The sequence below is a fragment of the uncultured Algibacter sp. genome (genome assembly GCF_947495675.1).
Classification (GTDB): domain Bacteria; phylum Bacteroidota; class Bacteroidia; order Flavobacteriales; family Flavobacteriaceae; genus Algibacter_B.
Genome location: NZ_CANLZX010000001.1, coordinates 359,900 through 380,468, shown reverse-complemented (window position 1 = coordinate 380,468; position 20,569 = coordinate 359,900). Strand labels below are relative to the sequence as shown.

The 20,569-nt window shown below is 32.5% G+C and carries 13 protein-coding genes and 1 tRNA gene; 6 read left to right on the top strand and 8 right to left on the bottom strand.

Features of this window, described 5'->3' with window-relative positions; translation table 11 throughout:
- Positions 1–200 precede the first annotated feature (200 nt).
- Complete coding sequence (locus Q0842_RS01620; protein WP_298493504.1) at positions 201–593, top strand: SPOR domain-containing protein; 393 nt, start codon at positions 201–203, stop codon at positions 591–593.
- A gap of 54 nt (positions 594–647) precedes the next feature.
- Here the strand turns inward: Q0842_RS01620 and infB are convergent, their stop codons facing one another.
- The 3 genes from infB to rimP form a co-directional block, all read right to left on the bottom strand.
- A complete protein-coding gene (gene infB / locus Q0842_RS01615; protein WP_298493501.1) occupies positions 648–3,416 on the bottom strand; it encodes a translation initiation factor IF-2 in 2,769 nt (922 codons plus the stop codon).
- Between the two features lie 77 nt (positions 3,417–3,493).
- Positions 3,494–4,726, bottom strand: coding sequence for a transcription termination factor NusA (gene nusA / locus Q0842_RS01610; protein ID WP_298493498.1), 1,233 nt, complete (start codon positions 4,724–4,726; stop codon positions 3,494–3,496).
- Between the two features lie 11 nt (positions 4,727–4,737).
- Positions 4,738–5,199, bottom strand: coding sequence for a ribosome assembly cofactor RimP (rimP, locus tag Q0842_RS01605; protein ID WP_298493495.1), 462 nt, complete (start codon positions 5,197–5,199; stop codon positions 4,738–4,740).
- Between the two features lie 133 nt (positions 5,200–5,332).
- Here rimP and Q0842_RS01600 point away from each other — a divergent pair, with 133 nt between their 5' ends.
- Entirely contained in the window at positions 5,333–6,157 is an 825-nt protein-coding gene (locus tag Q0842_RS01600; RefSeq protein WP_298493492.1) for a universal stress protein, read from the top strand.
- 126 nt (positions 6,158–6,283) lie between these two features.
- The gene (locus Q0842_RS01595; protein ID WP_298493489.1) at positions 6,284–7,381 is read left to right on the top strand and encodes an endonuclease/exonuclease/phosphatase family protein; all 1,098 of its coding nucleotides are present in this window, start codon (positions 6,284–6,286) and stop codon (positions 7,379–7,381) included.
- 171 nt (positions 7,382–7,552) lie between these two features.
- Here Q0842_RS01595 and Q0842_RS01590 read toward each other — a convergent pair.
- Positions 7,553–7,625, bottom strand: a tRNA-Gln gene (locus Q0842_RS01590).
- A 192-nt stretch (positions 7,626–7,817) separates the two neighbouring features.
- On the opposite strand from Q0842_RS01590, the gene Q0842_RS01585 reads away from it, so the two are divergent.
- Together Q0842_RS01585 and Q0842_RS01580 are read left to right on the top strand one after the other, a co-directional pair.
- Complete coding sequence (locus Q0842_RS01585) at positions 7,818–11,126, top strand: DUF2723 domain-containing protein (RefSeq protein WP_298493486.1); 3,309 nt, start codon at positions 7,818–7,820, stop codon at positions 11,124–11,126.
- Positions 11,127–11,140: 14 nt separating this feature from the next.
- The gene (locus tag Q0842_RS01580) at positions 11,141–11,788 is read left to right on the top strand and encodes a polysaccharide deacetylase family protein (protein WP_298493483.1); all 648 of its coding nucleotides are present in this window, start codon (positions 11,141–11,143) and stop codon (positions 11,786–11,788) included.
- Between the two features lie 114 nt (positions 11,789–11,902).
- Here Q0842_RS01580 and Q0842_RS01575 read toward each other — a convergent pair whose 3' ends face one another.
- Together Q0842_RS01575 and Q0842_RS01570 are read right to left on the bottom strand one after the other, a co-directional pair.
- Positions 11,903–12,199, bottom strand: a complete 297-nt coding sequence (locus Q0842_RS01575) for a thioredoxin family protein (protein ID WP_298493481.1) — start codon at positions 12,197–12,199, stop codon at positions 11,903–11,905.
- Positions 12,200–12,346: 147 nt separating this feature from the next.
- Positions 12,347–13,576 carry a metallophosphoesterase gene (locus Q0842_RS01570; RefSeq protein ID WP_298493557.1) on the bottom strand — a complete coding sequence of 410 codons (1,230 nt, stop codon included), beginning with the start codon at positions 13,574–13,576 and terminating at the stop codon, positions 12,347–12,349.
- Positions 13,577–13,746: 170 nt separating this feature from the next.
- Here Q0842_RS01570 and polA point away from each other — a divergent pair, with 170 nt between their 5' ends.
- Positions 13,747–16,596, top strand: a complete 2,850-nt coding sequence (gene polA / locus Q0842_RS01565) for a DNA polymerase I (RefSeq protein WP_298493478.1) — start codon at positions 13,747–13,749, stop codon at positions 16,594–16,596.
- A 54-nt stretch (positions 16,597–16,650) separates the two neighbouring features.
- Here polA and Q0842_RS01560 read toward each other — a convergent pair whose 3' ends face one another.
- Both Q0842_RS01560 and Q0842_RS01555 read right to left on the bottom strand, forming a co-directional pair.
- Positions 16,651–18,600, bottom strand: a complete 1,950-nt coding sequence (locus Q0842_RS01560; protein ID WP_298493474.1) for a YgiQ family radical SAM protein — start codon at positions 18,598–18,600, stop codon at positions 16,651–16,653.
- A 205-nt stretch (positions 18,601–18,805) separates the two neighbouring features.
- Entirely contained in the window at positions 18,806–20,440 is a 1,635-nt protein-coding gene (locus Q0842_RS01555) for an ABC-F family ATP-binding cassette domain-containing protein (protein WP_298493471.1), read from the bottom strand.
- Positions 20,441–20,569: the final 129 nt, after the last annotated feature.

Here is a 20,569-nt window from a genome sequence, read left to right as displayed (position 1 = left end):
TTAACTTCTAAACTTTGGTATGACTTTTGTCATTTTATAAATGAAAAAGTATAGTTGAAAAAATCTGTCGCAAAAGTAATATTAAAAGTCGATTTTAGAAATGTTAGGGAAGTGTTAATTGGTAATTTAGAGGGATTCTAAATAATAAAAAGAGCTACAATTAAGTTTATATCGTATACATTTGTATAAATTATTTGAAAATGAAACCATTGAAAATGAAAATTAGTTTTTTAAGTCTTGTGTGTTTTATAGCAATATCATCTCATTGCTATTCACAACAAGGTCATGTTACAATAAACCAAGACAAACATATTAATGTGTTATTGGATTTAAAAAAGGAGATGAATAAAAATGAAACAAGTTCTGAACGATATAAAATACAAGTTTATTCTGGAAATCGATCTGGAGCCCATGATGCACAAAAAGAATTTAGTAGTTCTTTTGGAAACTGGCATCCATCAATGCAATATGAAACTCCAAATTTTAAAATTTGGGCTGGCAACTTTAGAACACGTTTAGAAGCTGATAGAGCTTTAAAGAAAATTAAACAAAAATTTCCTCATGCTTTTATTTTTAAGCCTAAAAAGAATTAAAATTATAAAAAAAACGAGCCAATTGGCTCGTTTTTTTTTATTATAAATATTATTTTACTTAAGTTTCTTTTTAACTTCAACTTCGTGGAAAGCTTCAATTATATCACCTTCTTTAATATCATTATAGTTTTTGATTTGCATACCACAATCATATCCTTTTGATACTTCTTTGGCGTCATCTTTAAATCGTTTTAATGATGCTAATTCTCCAGTATAAACAACTACACCATCGCGAATTAATCTAATTCCAGCGCTTCTAAGTATTTTACCGTTAGTTACCATACAGCCGGCAATAGTTCCAATTTTAGATACTTTAAATATTTCTCTAATTTCGGCAGTACCAGTAATTTCTTCTTTCAACTCTGGAGATAACATACCTTCCATAGCATCTTTAAGATCGTTGATAGCATCATAAATAATTGAGTATGTTCTGATATCAATTTCTTCTTTATCAGCAATCATTCTCGCATTCCCTACTGGTCTTACATTAAATCCTACTATAATGGCATCTGAAGCCGAGGCTAACAATACATCACTTTCGGTAATGGCACCTACACCTTTATGTAAAATATTTACCTGAATTTCTTCAGTAGATAATTTCTGGAATGAATCTGTTAATGCTTCTACCGAACCATCAACATCACCCTTAAGGATAATATTTAACTCTTGGAAATCACCAAGTGCAATACGACGTCCAATTTCATCAAGTGTTATATGACGTTGAGTTCTAACTGATTGCTCACGTTGTAATTGTGCACGTTTAGAAGCAATTTGTTTTGCCTCACGCTCATCTGAAAACACATTAAACTTATCACCTGCTTGAGGTGCTCCATCTAAACCTAATATAGAAACTGGTGTTGAAGGTCCTGCGGCAACAATATCATGACCTCTTTCGTCATGCATGGCTTTAATTTTGCCACTATGCTGACCTGCCAACACATAATCTCCAACTCTTAAAGTTCCTGCTTGAACAAGAATGGTAGATACATATCCACGTCCTTTATCTAAAAACGCTTCTACTACAGTACCAATGGCCGGTTTATCTGGATTTGCTTTAAGCTCTAGTAATTCTGCTTCAAGCAATACTTTTTCTAGTAATTCTTTTACTCCCGTACCAATCTTTGCTGAAATATCATGAGATTGTACTTTACCACCCCAATCTTCAACTAATAAGTTCATATTAGCAAGACCTTCTTTTATTTTTTCAGGATTAGCTGCTGGTAAATCAATTTTGTTAATCGCAAAAACAATTGGCACTCCTGCAGCCTGTGCATGCGAGATTGCTTCTTTAGTTTGCGGCATAATATCATCATCTGCTGCTGCTACAATAATAGCGATATCTGTAACTTGAGCACCACGAGCACGCATAGCTGTAAATGCCTCGTGACCTGGTGTATCTAAAAATGCTATTTTTTGTCCGTTTTCTAGTTGTACACCATAAGCACCAATGTGCTGTGTGATACCTCCAGATTCTCCTGCAATTACATTTTCTTCTCGGATATAATCTAAAAGCGATGTCTTACCATGATCTACGTGACCCATTACGGTAACAATTGGTGCACGTGGTTTTAAATCTTCTGGTTTATCAACAACTTCTTCAATTGATTCTTCAATATCTGCAGTTACAAATTCTACTTGATAACCAAATTCTTCAGCAACTATTGATAACGTTTCAGCATCTAAACGCTGATTCATTGTTACCATCATACCTAGCGACATACATGCTGAAATAATTTCAGTAACACCTACATCCATCATAGTAGCCATTTCACTTGCTGTAACAAATTCTGTTACCTTAATGATTTTGCTTTCTGCTGCTTCTATTTGCTGATCAATTTCAGTCTGTTCTCTATGTTTATCTCTTTTATCTCTTCTGTTTTTAGCGCCTCGTCCTTTATTAGATTTACCTTGAAGTTTTTCAAGTGTTTCACGCACTTGTTTTTTCACATCTTCTTCTGAAGGTTCTTCTTTTACTATATTACGACGTCCTTGTCCTGGCTTGCCCTTAAAACGGTCATTACCACCAGATCTTGTTCCCCCTGGTCTATTTCCATTACCTGACTGAGGTGCACCAGCTTTACTAATTCTACGACGCTTTCTTTTATTAGCATCGCCAGCTTTAGCATCTGGTTTTTTATCTTCTTTTTTCTTTTTTGGCTTATTAAATTGTGACAAATCAATTTTATCACCAGCAATTTTAGGCCCAGTAAGTTTTTTATATTGTGTTGTTACCTTTTCTTCTGGTGTAACTAACTCTCCATCAACCTCAACTTGCTTTGGTTTAGGTTTTGGAGTTTCTTTTTCTTTGGCAGCTGGTTTTTCCTCAACCTTAGGTTCTTTAGGTGCCTCTGGTGTTTTGGGAGCTTCAGGTTTTGCAGTTTCTTGCTTAACAACTTCTTTAACCTTTTCAACAACTGGTGTTTTAGGTTCAACAGGTTTTTCTACTGCTTTCTTTTTAGGATCTAGATCTATTTTACCAACAGTTTTAGGGCCTAAAAGTTCAGCAGAAGCTTTAACTACTTCCTCTTGCTTAGCTTTTTCTCTGGCTTCTTGTGCTTTTTGCTTTGCCTCTAATTCTTTTTCACGTTTAACACGTAAATCTTCCTTTTCTTTTAGCTTAGCTTCGCTTACTTCTTGAGACTTAACTTTTTTGTTAGCATCTGTTTCAAACTCATCTGATAGAAGATTATAAGTTTCTTCAGAAATTTTTGTTGTGGGACGCTTCTCTATTTCTACGCCTTTAGAATCTAAAAATTCTACAGCACGATCTAGAGAGATGTTAAGCTCACGTAATACTTTATTTAATCTAATTGTTTCAGCCATAAATCGCCTTTAAAATACTCAAATATAAATATTATCCCAATTATGGCATAATATCATGCAAATCTGCACTTTTTTTACTATTCTTCAAATTCTTCTTTCAGAATTCTAATAACATCTTGAATTGTTTCCTCTTCTAAGTCTGTTCTTTTAACAAGATCGTTAACATCTTGTTCTAATATACTTTTAGCAGTATCTAATCCTGCTTTACTAAATTCATCTATAATCCAGCTTTCAATTTCATCTGAGAATTCACGTAATTCAACATCTTCTTCTGCACCTTCTCTAAACACATCTATTTCATAACCAGTTAATTGTCCAGCTAAACGGATATTATGCCCACCTCTACCAATAGCTTTACTTACCTCTTCTGGTTTAAGTATAACTTCGGCACGTTTATTTTCTTCATCTAATTTAATGGATGTAACTCGTGCTGGACTTAAAGCTCTTGTGATAAATAATTGTAGATTATTTGTGTAATTAATTACATCAATATTTTCGTTTCCTAATTCACGAACTATACCGTGAATTCTTGAACCCTTCATACCAACACATGCTCCAACAGGATCTATTCTATCATCATAAGAATCAACCGCTACTTTTGCCTTTTCTCCAGGAATTCTTACTACATGCTTAATAGTAATTAAACCATCAAAAACTTCTGGTATTTCTTGTTCAAATAATTTTTCTAAAAACTTAGGTGAACTTCTAGACATTATAATTGTTGGTTTAGCGCCTTTAAGCTCTACACTATCAATTACACCTCTTACATTATCTCCTTTTCTAAAGAAATCTGAAGGTATCTGTCTATCTTTTGGCAATACAATTTCGTTTCCTTCATCATCCAATAAAATAACTGCCCTATGACGAATATGGTGAACTTCTGCTGTATATATTTCTCCTATTAAATCTTTAAATTGCTTATAGATTATAGTGTTATCGTGTTCATGAATTTTAGAAATTAAATTTTGACGTAATGCTAAAATAGCACGTCTTCCTAAATCGATAAGTTTCACTTCTTCAGACACATCTTCACCAACTTCAAAATCTGGCTCAATTTTTCGAGCTGCAGTTAAAGAAATTTCTTGATTTGGTTCTTCAACCTCACCATCAGCTACAACAATTCTATTTCTCCATATTTCTAAATCACCTTTATCAGGATTAACAATAATATCAAAATTATCATCATCTCCAAACTTCTTTTTTAAGGCACTTCTAAATACATCTTCTAAAATTGCCATTAACGTTACTCTGTCAATTAGCTTATCATCTTTGAATTCTGAAAAAGATTCAATTAACGCGACATTTTCCATAACTCTTTAAATTAAAATTTAATCATAACTTTTGCTTCTACAATATTTTCATAAGGAATAATTGCTTCCTTTTTTACAGTTACCTTGCCTTTACCTATTGGTTTTGGCTCCCTAACCTTCCACTCTAATGTAATATTATCATCTTTTGCCTCAGTAAGTGTTCCTTCTATTTCTTCAGAATTAGTTCTTACGCTAAGCGTTCTGTTAATATTTTTTTTATACTGGCGCATATGTGTTAATGGCGAAGCTGCACCGGCAGACATAACTTCTAAAGAAAAATCGAGTTCCTCTCTGTCTAAGTTATGTTCTATAGCTCTGCTAATAAACATACAGTCTTCTACTAACACGCCTTTATCACCATCTATTATTACTTTGATATGATTTTCTGAATTGATTGAAAAATCAATTAAAAACAAATCTGGTCGCTCTATTAGTGCCGTGTCAAGTAATTTTGTAACTTCTGTTTTAAACATTTTAAGTATAAAAAGAGGGGACTTTCGGTCCCCTCATATCTTTAATTTCGCCTTTCAACGGTGCAAATATATAATATTTTATTGATTTTTAAAGGAAAAATGCATAAATTTAGATACATACAACTTACTTATTATGAAAAAAATACTTGTCCCTACCGATTTTTCTACTCAAGCAGAAAATGCTTTAAAAGTTGCAGCACAATTAGCCAAAACATATAGTGCTGAAATTTACTTGTTACATTTAATAGAAATACCTTTGCACGAGGTAGACGCTATGAGCTCTCATAGCGATTTACCTGAAGCCATGTTTTTCATGAAATTAGCTCATAAAAAATTTGAAAATCTTTTGAATAAAGATTACTTAAAAGATGTAAAAGTTCATGAAACAGTAGATTTTAATGAAATTTTTAAAGGTGTTTTTCATAACTGTATAAAGCACGGTATCGATTTAATTATTATGGGTTCTAATGGTGTAAGTGGCTTAAAAGAAATGCTTATTGGAAGTAATACCGAAAAAATTGTTAGAACCTCTAATATACCCGTACTTGTAGTTAAAAAAGAACACGAAACATTTAATGTGAAAAATTTTGTTTTTGCTTCTGATTTTAAAGATGAAAGCAAAACTGCTTACCATAGAGCAATTGGGTTTGCTAAAATTTTAGATGCAAAATTACATCTACTTACTGTGAATACGCCTAATAAATTTATGACTTCTGAGTATGCAAAAAAACGCATGATAGAATTTGCTAATTCATCTAATTTCTCAAATTACACAATGAATATTTATAACGACATGACTATTGAAAAAGGTATTATGAATTTTTCTGAATCTATTCAAGCTGAATTAATAGGAATGAGCACACATGGAAGGCAGGGAATATCTCATTTTTTTAACGGTAGTATTAGTGAAGATTTGGTAAACCATGCTAAACGCCCTGTTGTTACTTTTAAAATTTAGATATTAAAAACATACTATTTGCAATGATTTTTTATCTTACTTATTAATTTTATAGTTTGTCTTATACATAAAAATAACACTTAACATATTTTAGTAAAATACTAATTTATAAAATGCGAGATTACAATGGCCTTTTATCATACTTTAAAAAATTACAAAAAATATCCAGACCCTGACTACCCAAATAAAGAATCATGGATTTCGTCAAGACTATTAACCTTACGACATGATTTATATAACGATATTAAAAAAAACAGACAACCAAATTCGCTTATTATAGGGTCTTGGAATATTCGTGCTTTTGATAATGGTATTTTAAGAATGGATGAAAGCTACCACTATATCGCAGAAATTATAGATCATTTTGATATATGTGCTATTCAAGAAGTAAAGAATGATTTGGAGCCTTTACGACGGTTGGTTAAATTACTAGGGCCAAGTTGGGATTTTTTTGTATCAGATGTTTCTATACACAAAGGCGGCAATAACGAACGTATGGCATTTGTTTACAATACCAATAAGGTACTCTTTCGTAATTTAATTGGCGAAATAGTATTACCAAAAGAAACTTTAATTGCAGGCGAACAAGTGGCACGATCACCTTTTTTTGCATCATTTCAAGCAGGATGGTTTAAATTTTCTCTTTGCTCTGCTCATATCATATATGGAAATGATTTAGAAATGCGAGCAGCAGAAATCAAATCAATAGCTAATATTTTGGTAAAACGTGCAAAGAAGGAAGATCAAGTACATATTTTTCTAGGAGATATGAATATTGAAAAAAAGGATGACGAAGTTATGCAAGCTCTTAAAGACTCGAAACTAACAGCACCAGATTTTGGCCCTACTAATTTGGGAGGCAATAGATGGTTTGACCAAATGGCATTTACCGAAAAAGGTAAAGCAGGAAGTAAAACTCGCTTATTACGTCATGGTACTTTTGATTGGCGCCACTCTGTTTTTGGACCTCATCCAAAAGAAAAAGCAAATAAATTAACAGAAAAAGATAAAGCCGATGGTAAATATCGCCCTTCTGCGGTTGAGATGTTAAATCATTATGAGAAAATAGTGGAAAAAACCAGATTAAAACACAGCAAAAAACCTTATGTTAATTGGGCTAAATCCTACAAGAATTGGACAACCTATGAAATGTCAGACCACTTACCAATATGGATGGAACTTGAAATTGACTACTCAGATGATTATCTACGCAGATACCTTTAACTTTTTACTTAATTATTAATTCAAGTCAATAGTTCTAATTGAAACACCAAAACACATAAAAACGAACAAAATACCTTGAGCAGAGCTATTTATAAGAATAAATATTGAAACCACTTAAAGCCTTAAAAGAAAAAACCCTAATTATTTTCATAATTAGGGTTTTAAATAATGTTGGCCTACTAGGGCTCGAACCTAGACTCTTTGGTACCAAAAACCAACGTGTTGCCAGTTACACCATAGGCCATTCGTGTAATGAGGGTGCAAATTTAATATAAAAAAATCTTTGCACAAGTTTTTTTTAAAAAATAATTATGAATACTTACTTTTTTTTGAAAATGATTATGAACTTAACCGCATATGTTAAGACAAACTAAATAGTTAGGTCTCATTTCATATTTATTGTTAAATTCGCCAAAGCAAATTAACACACATATAAATGGCACATGTAAACTATAAAAAATGGAATACCATTTTAGGTTGGTTTTCTTTTTTAATAGCACTTATAACATATAGTTTAACCGTAGAACCTACTGTAAGTTTTTGGGATGCAGGCGAGTATATCTTAACATCAGCTAAATTACAAGTTGGTCACCCTCCAGGAGCCCCTTTGTTTCAAATGATGGGTGCTTTTTTCTCAATGTTTGCTCTTGAGCCTTCACAAGTTGGGTTTATGCTGAATATGATGAGTGCGGTTGCTAGCGCATTTACCATATTATTTATGTTTTGGACAATTACTTTATTACTTAAAAAATTAGTTGGTAATGAAAGTGAAATGTCTCAAGGTAAATCTATGGCTATTTTGGGTAGTGCTTTTGTTGGGAGTTTAGCATTTGCTTTTACCGATTCATTCTGGTTTAATGCTGCAGAAACTGAAGTTTACGCTATGGCAACTTTAATTATGGCTGTTTTATTCTGGTTAGGATTGCGCTGGGAACAAGACATGGATAAACCAAGAGGTAATAAATGGCTTATTTTAATTGCCTTTGTAATTGGATTATCTTTTGGAGTTCATTTCATGGGACTACTAACTATTCCTGCAATAGGCCTAATATATTATTTTAAAAACTACAAAACAGTAACTATTAAAAATTTTATTATTGCTAATGTAGTTTCTGTTGGAGTGCTTTTATTTGTGTTTAAATTATTAGCCCCAAACATTCTTAGAATATTTAGTGCCTTCGAACTATTTTTTGTAAATACTGTTGGCTTACCTTTTAATTCAGGTTCTATAATTGCTGGATTAACCTTAGTTGCTGTTATATTTTATGCTTTAAAATATACTCGCCAGAAAAATTACACACATTTAAACACAGGTATTCTTTGCTTAACCTTTGTTATTATTGGATTTTCCACATGGCTCATGTTACCTATTCGCGCTAATGCAAATGTCGTTATAAATGAAAACAACCCATCAAGCGCAAGAGAATTATTAGCGTATTATAATTTAGAACAATACCCAGAAACGCATTTGTTTTATGGGCCACAATTTACTGATCAATATGCCTATTTAGACGAAAACAATCCTTATGTAGACGACAAACCCAAATATGAAAAAGATAAAACAAAGGGTGAATATGTTGTTGTTAATAATTGGAAAAACGCTAAACAGAATTACAACTCTAAACACGCTTCAATATTACCTAGAATGTGGAGTGGTGAACATGCCGAAAATTATATGATGTTTTCTGGATTTTTAAACTTTAAGCTAAAACCAGACTACCAAATGGAAAATGAATTGCGAACAGCAGTTTCAAAATTCCGAAACGATGTTGCGCAAGGAAATATTGATTATGAAGATTATAATGACTTCTTAAAACAATTTAAAGATTATATCGATATTGAAAAACCATCATTAGCAAGTAATATTGTTTACTTATTTGAATACCAATTGGGCTATATGTATTGGCGCTATTTTATGTGGAATTTTTCTGGAAGACAAGATGATATTCAAGGGCGTTATGATAATCATGGAAATTGGATTTCTGGAATAAAACCTATAGATGAATGGCATTTAGGTATGTCGCAAGACAATTTACCTAGTGATGTTAAAAACAATAAAGCTAGAAACACTTATTATCTTTTACCTTTAATTTTAGGGCTAATTGGTTTTTTCTTTTTGTTCAATAAAGATAAAAAACTGTTTTGGGTGATGTTAGTGTTTTTCTTATTTACTGGAATCGCTATTCAAGTATACACAAATGTAAGACCATTTGAACCTAGAGAACGTGACTACTCGGTTGTTGGGTCTTTTTATGTATTTGCACTTTGGATTGGTTTTGGAGTTTTTGCTATTTACGATTCTCTTAGAAAATATATACCTAAAAAACTAGCTGCACCAATTATAACTGTAGTTTGTTTAATACTTGTACCAGGTATTTTAGTAGCAAACAATTGGGATGACCATGACAGATCAGGTAAATATACCGCAAGAGCTATGGCAAAAATGTATTTAGACTCTTGTGATGAAAACGGTATACTTTTTACAATTGGAGATAATGATACTTTTGCTTTATGGTATGCTCAAGAAATTGAAGGTTACAGAACCGATGTTCGCGTTGTTAATACAAGTCTATTTCAAACAGATTGGTATATAGACCAAATGAAACGTAAAGCTTATGAAAGCGATCCTATACCGTCTCAATTAACTCATGATTTGTATAAATATGGTACAAACGATTATATTATAATTCAACAAGTTATTAATGATACTCTTGAAGTTAAACAGTTTTTAGATTTTGTTGGAAGTAATAATCCAAAAACAAAATATAAATATGTTTTACAACAGCGTGGAGTGGATTTAACCAATGTAAGAAGTCAAGATGCTAATGCTACATACTTACCTACACCATATTTACGCCTACCGGTAAACAAAGAAAATGCCATAAAATCTGGTATTGTAAAACCTGAAGATGCTGATAAAATTGTAGAAAATATCGATATAAAAATTTCTGGTGGTGCTCTTTACAAAAACCGTTTATTAATGCTAGATATTGTTGCTAATAACGACTGGAAACGCCCTATATACTTTACGGGTGGTAGTTTTGGTGATGATGATTATATCTGGATGAAAGATTACTTACAGTTAGATGGTATGTGTTATAAATTAGTACCAATCAAAACACCAGTAAACAGATCTAACCCTTTTGATATGGGTAGAGTTGATAGTGACCTAATGTACGAAAAAGTTAAAAATTGGGATTGGGGAAATAGCGGCAGTCCAGACATCTATCATGATGTTGAAACACGTAAAAACTCAATAACTTATAGAGGAAATTTAGCGCGTTTAGCTGAACAATTAATTAACGAAGACAAACTTGATAAAGCTGAAGAAGTAGCAGATATAGCAATGGAAAATATGCCTGTTGAATACTTTGGATATTACACGCTTTTAGAACCTTATATTGGCGCTTATTATGAAGTAGGAAATAAAGAAAAAGCGCAACGCTTATTTAAAGAAGTTGCACAAAAATATCAAGAAAACCTTTCGTACTACAGCAGTTTAAAAGTGGATAAGCAAGAGCGTTTATTTGAAGAAATATATACTGACATTCAGCGTTATAAAGGATTAGTTGATGTATTAATAAAATATGATATTAATTTTGCTGAAACTGAAGGAGACATATTTAATAATTACCTTAGGGCTTTCAAGCATTTTTATGGAGAAGATGATACAGATGAAATTAGAACAGATAACGACATCCCTGATAACAACCAATTACCAATAGAAAGCGATAGCTCAAATTAATATAAGCTTAAGGCATGACCTTAACACCTATAAAAACACCTTTATTAGCAAAAAAGCTATTCCCAAATTATGTTTGGGATATATCGACTTCTAAAAAAGTTATCTATTTAACGTTTGACGATGGTCCTACACCAGAAATTACAAATTGGACCTTAAATGTTTTAAAACAATACAATGCTAAGGCTACTTTTTTCTGCATAGGCAATAATATTATAAAGCATTCTGAAATATTTCAAAATATTTTAAATCATGGACATGCTATTGGAAATCACACCCACAATCATATTAAAGGCTGGAAAACAAGTGCTGAAGATTATTTAAAAAATATTGCAGAAGCTCAAGAGCAAATAAGCCTAAAAAGCCCAAAAACGATTAACCTTTTTAGGCCTCCTTACGGACAAATAACACCTAAACAAGGAAAGAAATTAATAGAATTTGGCTACAAGATAATCATGTGGGATGTTTTATCTTTTGATTGGGATAAGGATGTTGAAAAAGAAGTTTGTTTAGAAAATGTACTTACAAAAACTACTGAGGGAAGTATTATTGTTTTTCATGATAGTGTAAAAGCTTCAAAAAACATGCAATATGCTTTACCTAAAGTATTAACATATTTTAGTGAGAAAGGGTATTGTTTTAAAGCTTTGAATGAGGCTTTTTAAACTATATATAAATATATTATTAAGGGAAAAACGATAAAGAGTTTTATAATATAATTGTTTTCCATAAATGGAATTGGAAGTGTAAATAATCTAACTCTTGGCAACTAACTAAACCTAAATATATTCTTGTATTTTACCTATAAGAGTGTTAGCATCTTGCTCGCCACTTTGACGCCATTTCATCTCGCCACTTTTATAAATAATTAATGTTGGTAAGGTTTTAACGCGTAAGGCTTCAGCTAATTCTTGATTTTTTTCTACATCAATTTTTATAACTTTGGCCTTATCACCAAGAGCGGCAGCAACATCCCTTAAAACAAGATGCATTGGCTCTGATTGATTATTCAATTCTTTGTAAAAATCTAACAAAACAGGAATTTCTACATCTATGAGTTCACCAAATTTTGACATATTTTATTGTTTATTAGTCAATTACATTTAATACAAACCTACGTATTTTTTTATAATTAGATACTATAGTAGTAATGTATCAGACATTTAACAATGTCCTACTATAAAAGTAAGCATTTTTTACCTAAATACAAGTCTTAATAAAAATTATGAATTTAATGTACCTTTTTTAAGTTCAATTACTGTAATTTCTGGCCAAATACCAACACGACCTGGATATCCTAAATATCCAAACCCTCTGTTAACGTTAATATATTGCCCCATTTCTTTATATATTCCTGCCCAATATTTATATCTCCATTTTACTGGACTCCATTTAATCCAACCTGGTATTTCGATACCAAATTGCATACCATGAGTGTGGCCGCTTAATGTTAAATGATACAAGTAATCATCTTTTATAACTTCTTCTTCCCAATGAGATGGGTCATGGCTCATTAATATTTTAAAATCTTTTGCATCAATATTTTGAGCAGCCTTTTTTAAATCACCTGCTTTTTTAAAGCCTCCCTTCCCCCAATTTTCTACACCAACAATAGCAATTCGTTGTCCGTCTTTTTCAATAAAGCGGCTTTCATTTAAAAGTAAATCAAAGCCCATCTCTTTTTGTAATTGTACAAGCTCTTCCAAATTTTGTTTCTTTGCTTCTGGCGAAGGCCATGTAACATAATCACCATAATCGTGATTTCCTAATACAGAATACACACCATCTTTAGCATTTAAAGTTCCAAATAAGGCTTTCCAATCATGCATTTCTGATGCTTTATTATTTACTATATCTCCTGTAAACAAAATAGCATCGGATTGTTGTTCATTAATAAGATTTACTCCATATTCTATTTTCTCTCTATTATCAAAACTTCCTGAATGAATATCACTAATCTGTGTTATTTTGTAACCATCAAAAGCATCAGGTAAATCTTCAAAATGCAAGGTGTAATTTAAAACTCTAAAACGGTATTTTCCACGATACATACCATAAAGTAGAGATGTAAAAGGGATAGCCGCTAAACCCAATGCAATCTGGCTAACAAACTTTCGCCTAGATTGTAAATAAAAGCTATCGTTTTTATTTGCCAATTTATCATAAAGACCTAATATAAATCTTAAAATATCTTCTCCTAAAAGAATTGGCACTAAAACCAAGTTAAACGACATAAAAGCCAATAAAAAACCAAATGCATAACTTTTTGAAGGGTCAAGTACACGACCTTCTGAGTATATTGTAAATTGAATTATAAAATTACCTGCAATAACTAATGCTACAGCAATAAATAAGTAATGAAACCAAACATTTTTAGTTACTGTTTTTAAAGCTTGAAATCCGTAAAAACTAATAACTAGATAAAAAATAATAAATATTATCCAACGAAGCATATTTTCTTTTTTACTCAAAGATACTGGTATTATAAGTTAATAAATTATAAGTTATTTGTATTTAACGAATTGTTAAGAATTAAACGTGTGTACTTTTAAATCGTTAAGACTATATATTACTTTTTACGCTTAACTTTTTGTAGTTTTGATTTTCCATCAAAACAAACAAAATGTCTGATAATAAACGTGTCTTTCTTGTAGATGCATTTGCATTGATTTTTCGTGGCTACTATGCCTTTATAAAAAACCCTAGAATTAATTCTAAAGGTCTTGATACCTCAGCAATAATGGGGTTCATGAATTCCCTTTTAGATGTCATAAAACGAGAACGCCCAGACCATTTAGCGGTTTGTTTTGATAAAGGCGGAAGTGCAGACCGTGTAGAAATGTTTGAAGCATACAAAGCAAATAGAGACGAAACACCAGAGGCAATAAAAATTGCTGTTCCTATAATTCAAGACATTTTAAAAGCCATGCATATTCCTATTATGGTTAAAACAGGTTATGAAGCCGATGATGTTATTGGAACACTTGCAAAACAAGCTGAAAAGGAAGGTTATCAAACATTTATGGTAACACCAGACAAGGATTTCGCACAATTGGTGTCTGAAAATATTTTTATGTATCGACCTGTTTTTGGTGGTGGATATGAAACTTGGGGAATTCCTGAAGTTCAGAAAAAATTTGAAGTGACTGACCCATTACAAGTCATTGACTTTTTAGGAATGATGGGCGATTCTAGCGATAATATTCCTGGATTGCCTGGGGTTGGCGAAAAAACAGCTAAAAAGTTTTTAGCAGCATACGGAAGTATGGAAAACCTTTTAGCTAATACACATGAGCTTAAAGGTAAAATGAAAGAGAAAATTGAGGCTAATGGCGAATTAGGTTTACTTTCAAAAAAATTAGCCACCATTATGCTTGATGTACCTGTAACTTTTGATGCAAAGGATTTTGAATTAGACCAACCGGATATTCCTAAAGTAATTGAAATTTTTCAGGAGTTAGAGTTTAGAAGATTAATTGATAATTTCACAAAAACTTTTACGGTTCAAACAGAAGCAAACACTACTGATACTACTCAAAAAGTAACAGAGACTAAAACAACACCTAAAGAAGAAGCTTCGGCTGGTGCTGGACAATTTTCGTTATTTGGAGCAGACCCTTCTAGCGCTACTGAAACAGAAATAATTTCTGAACATACTAGAAAAACACTTGAAACGGCACCACACTTTTATCAAAGTGTAGCGCCTGGAATGGCCACCAAATTGTTTATTAAAAACTTAATGAGTCAAACTTCGGTATGTTTCGATACAGAAACAACAGGTTTAAACCCACTAACAGCAGTACTTGTGGGGATTGCCTTTTCTTGGGAAGTTGGAAAAGGTTTTTATCTACCCTTTCCTGAAGATAAAGACGAAGCACAAAAACTCATTGAGCAATTGCGCCCATTTTTTGAAAGTGAAACTATTGAGAAAGTTGGTCAGAATTTAAAATATGATATTAAAGTTTTAGCAAAATACAATGTTATAGTTAAAGGCAAATTGTTTGATACCATGCTGGCGCATTATTTGATTAATCCAGACATGCGTCATAATATGGATGTTTTGGCTGAAACATATTTAAATTACACGCCTGTTTCTATTACAGAATTGATTGGTAAAAAAGGAAAAAATCAATTATCAATGCGAGATGTTCCTTTGGAAAAAATAACCGAATATGCCGTTGAAGATGCAGATATTACATTACAATTAAAAGAACATTTTCAAGTAGAATTAAATGCAGCTAATACTCAAAAACTATTTGATGAAATTGAAATTCCATTGCTTCGAGTTTTAGCAGCCATGGAATTAGAAGGTATTAATTTGGATATAGCTTTCTTAAATTCTTTATCTGAAGATCTTAATAACGATATTTTAAATCTTGAAAAAAGCATTTATAAAACTGCTGGCGAAGAATTTAATATTGCCTCACCAAAACAATTAGGTATTATTTTATTTGAAAAGTTAAAATTAGTTGATAAACCTAAAAAAACAAAAACCGGACAATACGCTACAGGAGAAGAAATATTGAGCTATTTAGCCAAAGACCACGACATTATTAAGGATATATTAGAATATAGAGGGCTTGCAAAATTAAAAAGCACCTATGTAGATGCGTTACCTCTTCAGGTAGAAGAAGCCACAGGACGAGTGCATACTGATTATATGCAAACTGTTGCTGCAACAGGACGCTTAAGTAGTAACAACCCTAATCTTCAAAATATTCCTATTAGAACAGAACGCGGACGCCAAGTACGTAAAGCCTTTATTCCTCGAAATGAAGAGTACACTTTATTAGCTGCCGATTACAGTCAAATAGAACTACGAATAATTGCGGCATTAAGTAAAGAAGAAACCATGATTGAAGCTTTTAAAAACGGTGAAGACATTCATGCCTCAACCGCATCAAAAGTATTTAATGTGCCTTTAAATGAAGTGACTCGTGAGCAACGAAGTAATGCTAAAACGGTAAATTTTGGAATCATTTATGGTGTATCAGCATTTGGTTTAAGTAACCAAACTGATTTATCTAGAGGTGAAGCCAAAGAGCTTATAGATACCTATTATAAAACCTATCCAAAACTTAGAGCTTATATGAGTGAGCAAGTAGATTTTGCTCGTGATCATGGCTATGTTCAAACTGTATTAGGACGTCGCCGTTACTTAAAAGATATTAATTCTAGAAATGCTATAGTTCGAGGAGCTGCAGAACGTAATGCCGTAAACGCGCCTATTCAAGGTAGTGCTGCCGATATTATTAAAATTGCTATGATTAACATTTACAACAAGCTACAAGAAAGCGATTACAAAACCAAAATGCTACTGCAAGTGCATGATGAATTGGTTTTTGATGTTTATAAACCAGAATTGGATAACATTAAAACTTTAGTTAAAACGGAAATGGAAAGTGCTTTTAAGCTTGATGTGCCTTTGGATGTGGAAGTGGATACTGGTGATAATTGGTTAGAGGCGCATTAATATATAAGTCCCCTAAAGGGGGCTACACCCAACCTTAATACACTAATTAATTTATCATCTCTTTTTCTTTGGTCTAAACTTAGCCTTATTCTTTCGTTTATTAAAAGGGATAGCATCATTAAAAGTATGTTTTGCATCTCCGCTAGGTTTATTTTTTCGCCATTTTTCAGTTTTAGCAGGTAAAAGAACATCTAATAAATCTTGACGCCCAAGTTTATTCAAAGTCTTTTTAATCCAAGCTTTGTTTTCATCTTTATACCAAAAGAAAAAACGATGTTGCTCATCTTTTTCTTTTCTAGTAATAGGTGTGTTAACTTTTTTAAGTGTGTAAGGATGGTAACCACTATAATAAATAACCGTAGCCACCGTCATTGGTGTTGGTGTAAAGCCTTGTACTTGCTCTAACTGGAAACCCATATCCTTAGTTTCGGCAGCTAGGTTTGCCATATCTTCAACTTCACAAGCTGGATGATTTGAAATAAAATAAGGTATCAGTTGTAACTTTAAGCCCTTAGCAATATTTATCTTATCAAAACGCTCTTTAAATTTATGAAAATAGCTAAACGAGGGTTTACGCATCAGTTTTAAAACCGGATCACTAGTATGTTCTGGTGCTACTTTAAGGCGCCCAGAGACATGCTTTGTCATGACTTCTTCAGTATAAGCATCAAGTTCCTTTGGGTCTGCATTTTTGTTAAATTCTGGCACCAACATATCATGTCGAATACCACTACCAATAAAAGATTTTTTAATCTTTGGATGGCTATCAACCGCTTGATATAATTCGGTTAAAGGTTTATGAGACGTGTCTAAGTTACTACAAATAACTGGTGAAATACAAGAAGGCGCCACACACTTATCGCATATAGACTGCACCTTACCTTTCATTTTATACATATTAGCACTAGGCCCTCCAATATCAGATAAATACCCTTTAAAATCGGGCATATTAGCAACCGTATCTACCTCACGTAAAACAGATTCTTGACTTCGAGATGCAATAAATTTTCCTTGATGTGCAGAAATTGTACAGAAACTACAGCCTCCAAAACATCCGCGATGAATGTTTATAGAAAATTTAATCATTTCATAGGCAGCTATTGGCCCACGCTTATTATACTTTGGGTGAGGCATTCTAGTATAAGGCAACTCAAAAGATGCATCAATTTCATCTTCAGTCATAGTAGGATAAGGCGGATTAATCATCAACGTTTTATCGCCTACCTTCTGAAAAATTCTTCGTGCTGCCAACTTATTACTCTCCTGCTCTATGGTTTTAAAATTAGAAGCAAACTTCTTTTTATCCTTTAAACAGGTTTCATGAGATACAATTTCAACATCCTCCCAATTACTATTTTTTGGAATTTTAGCATCAGCATCCAACAAAACAGCAGTTTGCTTAATAGTCGTAATACTAGAAAATGGTACTCCTTTTTGCAACAAACGTACCACCTCTCGTAAAGGCTGCTCGCCCATGCCATACACTAACATATCTGCTTTCGAGCTTTCTAAAATAGAAGGCATCAATTTATCACTCCAATAATCGTAATGTGTTACACGACGTAAAGATGCTTCAATTCCTCCAATTAAAACCGGTACATCTGGCCATTTTTCCTTTAAAATATTAGAATATACTGTTGTTGCATAATCGGGTCTAAATCCAATATCGCCATTTGGGGTGTAGGCATCTTTATCACGACGTTTTTTGTTTGCATTATAATTGCTAATCATAGGATCCATGCAACCACCAGTTACTCCAAAAAACAATTTTGGCGCACCTAACTTTATAAAATCTTGTAAATTGTCATTTACATTGGGTTGTGGTACAATAGCAACACGCAAACCATAACTTTCTAAAATCCTGCCAATTACAGCAGGGCCAAACGAAGGATGATCCACATAGGCATCGCCACTAAACAGGATAACATCAAGCGCATCCCATCCGCGTATTTTTACCTCTTTGTTTGTGGTAGGTAACCAATCTGAAAGTTTTAATTCTTGCATAGCACTGCAAAAATAAGCAAAAATTGATGCTAATACGTTAAAAGGCAATTATTTTGGGCGTTTACCAAGGGTCGGGCTATTTATTAAAAGACCTCACTCGTGCCTCGCCGTGGGTTTTTATTCATGATTTTCTATTATAAATAATAGAATTCATGAACATAAATGTTTCACTACTATCCCTAACCAATTTATACTTGCTATAATATTAATTTAAATCCATAGCTTTAATACTTTCTATCCTATTACGTTCTAAAAACGCATCAATAGTTTCAAAATGCTCAATAACACGTTGGTCTTTAAACTCAAATACTTTATTAGAGAGTCCTTGCAAAAAATCACGATCGTGAGATACCAAAACCAAAGTCCCATCAAAATCTAATAAAGCTTCTTTTAAAACATCCTTCGATTTTAAATCTAGGTGGTTTGTAGGCTCATCTAGAATTAATAAATTAACAGGCTCTAAAAGTAATTTCACCATGGCTAATCTGGTTTTTTCTCCTCCAGAAAGCACACTTACTTTTTTATCTATAGCATCACCTTTAAACATAAAGCGTCCTAAAATGTTTTTTAATTGTTTTCTAACATCTCCTTGTGCAATTTCATCAACGGTTTGAAAAACGGTTAAACTTTCATCTAACAAAGCTGCTTGGTTTTGAGCAAAATACCCAACTTTAACATTATGACCTAAAGCACACTCGCCCTCTACATCAATCTCGTTTAAAATAGCTTTAATCATGGTTGATTTTCCTTCACCATTTCTTCCAACAAAACATACTTTTTCACCTCGAGATATAGTCATGCTGGCATTATTAAAAACTACATGATCGTCATAAGATTTGGACACTTCTTTTACAATTACAGGGTAATCACCAGAACGTTGTGTTTTTGGAAAACGCAACTTTAAGGCCGATGTATCAACATCATCAATTTCAATAATTTCTAACTTTTCTAGCATACGTTCTCTAGAATTTACTTGGTTAGTTTTAGAAAACGTTCCTTTAAACCTGTCAATAAATGCCTGATTATCTGCTATAAATTTTTTCTGTTCTTCGAAAGCCTTAATTTGATGTGCTCTTCGCTCTTCTCGTAATTGTAAATAGTGTGAATAATTTGCTTTGTAATCGTAAATTTTTCCCATAGTAACCTCAATGGTTCTATTGGTTATATTATCAATAAAAGCTTTATCATGAGATATAACAACCACAGCTTTAGCTTTATTTACTAAAAAATCTTCCAACCAAATTACAGATTCAATATCTATATGGTTGGTAGGCTCATCTAATAAAATTAAATCTGGTTTTTGTAATAAAATTTTAGCCAATTCAATACGCATTCGCCATCCACCACTAAACTCATTGGTTTGTCTTGTAAAATCCTCTTGTTTAAAACCTAAGCCCTTTAAAGCTTTTTCAACCTCGGCATCGTAATTTACATCTTCAAGCGCATAATACTTTTCACCTAACTCTGATACGCGCTCAATAATTTTCATGTAAGCATCAGACTCATAATCGGTCCTCGTTTCTAGTTGCTTGTTTAAGTCATCCATTTCTTTTTTCATGTTAAACACATGACTAAAAGCCTTCGAAGCTTCATCTAAAACAGTTGTATCGTCTTCTGTTAATAGATGCTGGGGCAAATAAGCTATTACAGCCTCTTTTGGATATCGTACATTGCCACGAGAAGCGTTTTGTACACCAGCAATAATTTTCATCATGGTAGATTTACCGGCACCATTCTTTCCCATAAGGGCAATCTTATCATTTTCATTAATAGTAAAAGACACATCACTAAATAAGGTATGTCCACTAAACTCTACCGCTAAATTATCTATTGAAATCATAATCAAAATTTTAAAGTTGCAAAACTAGTAAAAGCCTTGCATTGTTAAGCAAACTATTACTTGATTTTGTTTAAATTAATAATAGACTTTATAACACCAATTTTTTAAGTAATTTTGCAAACTGTTTTA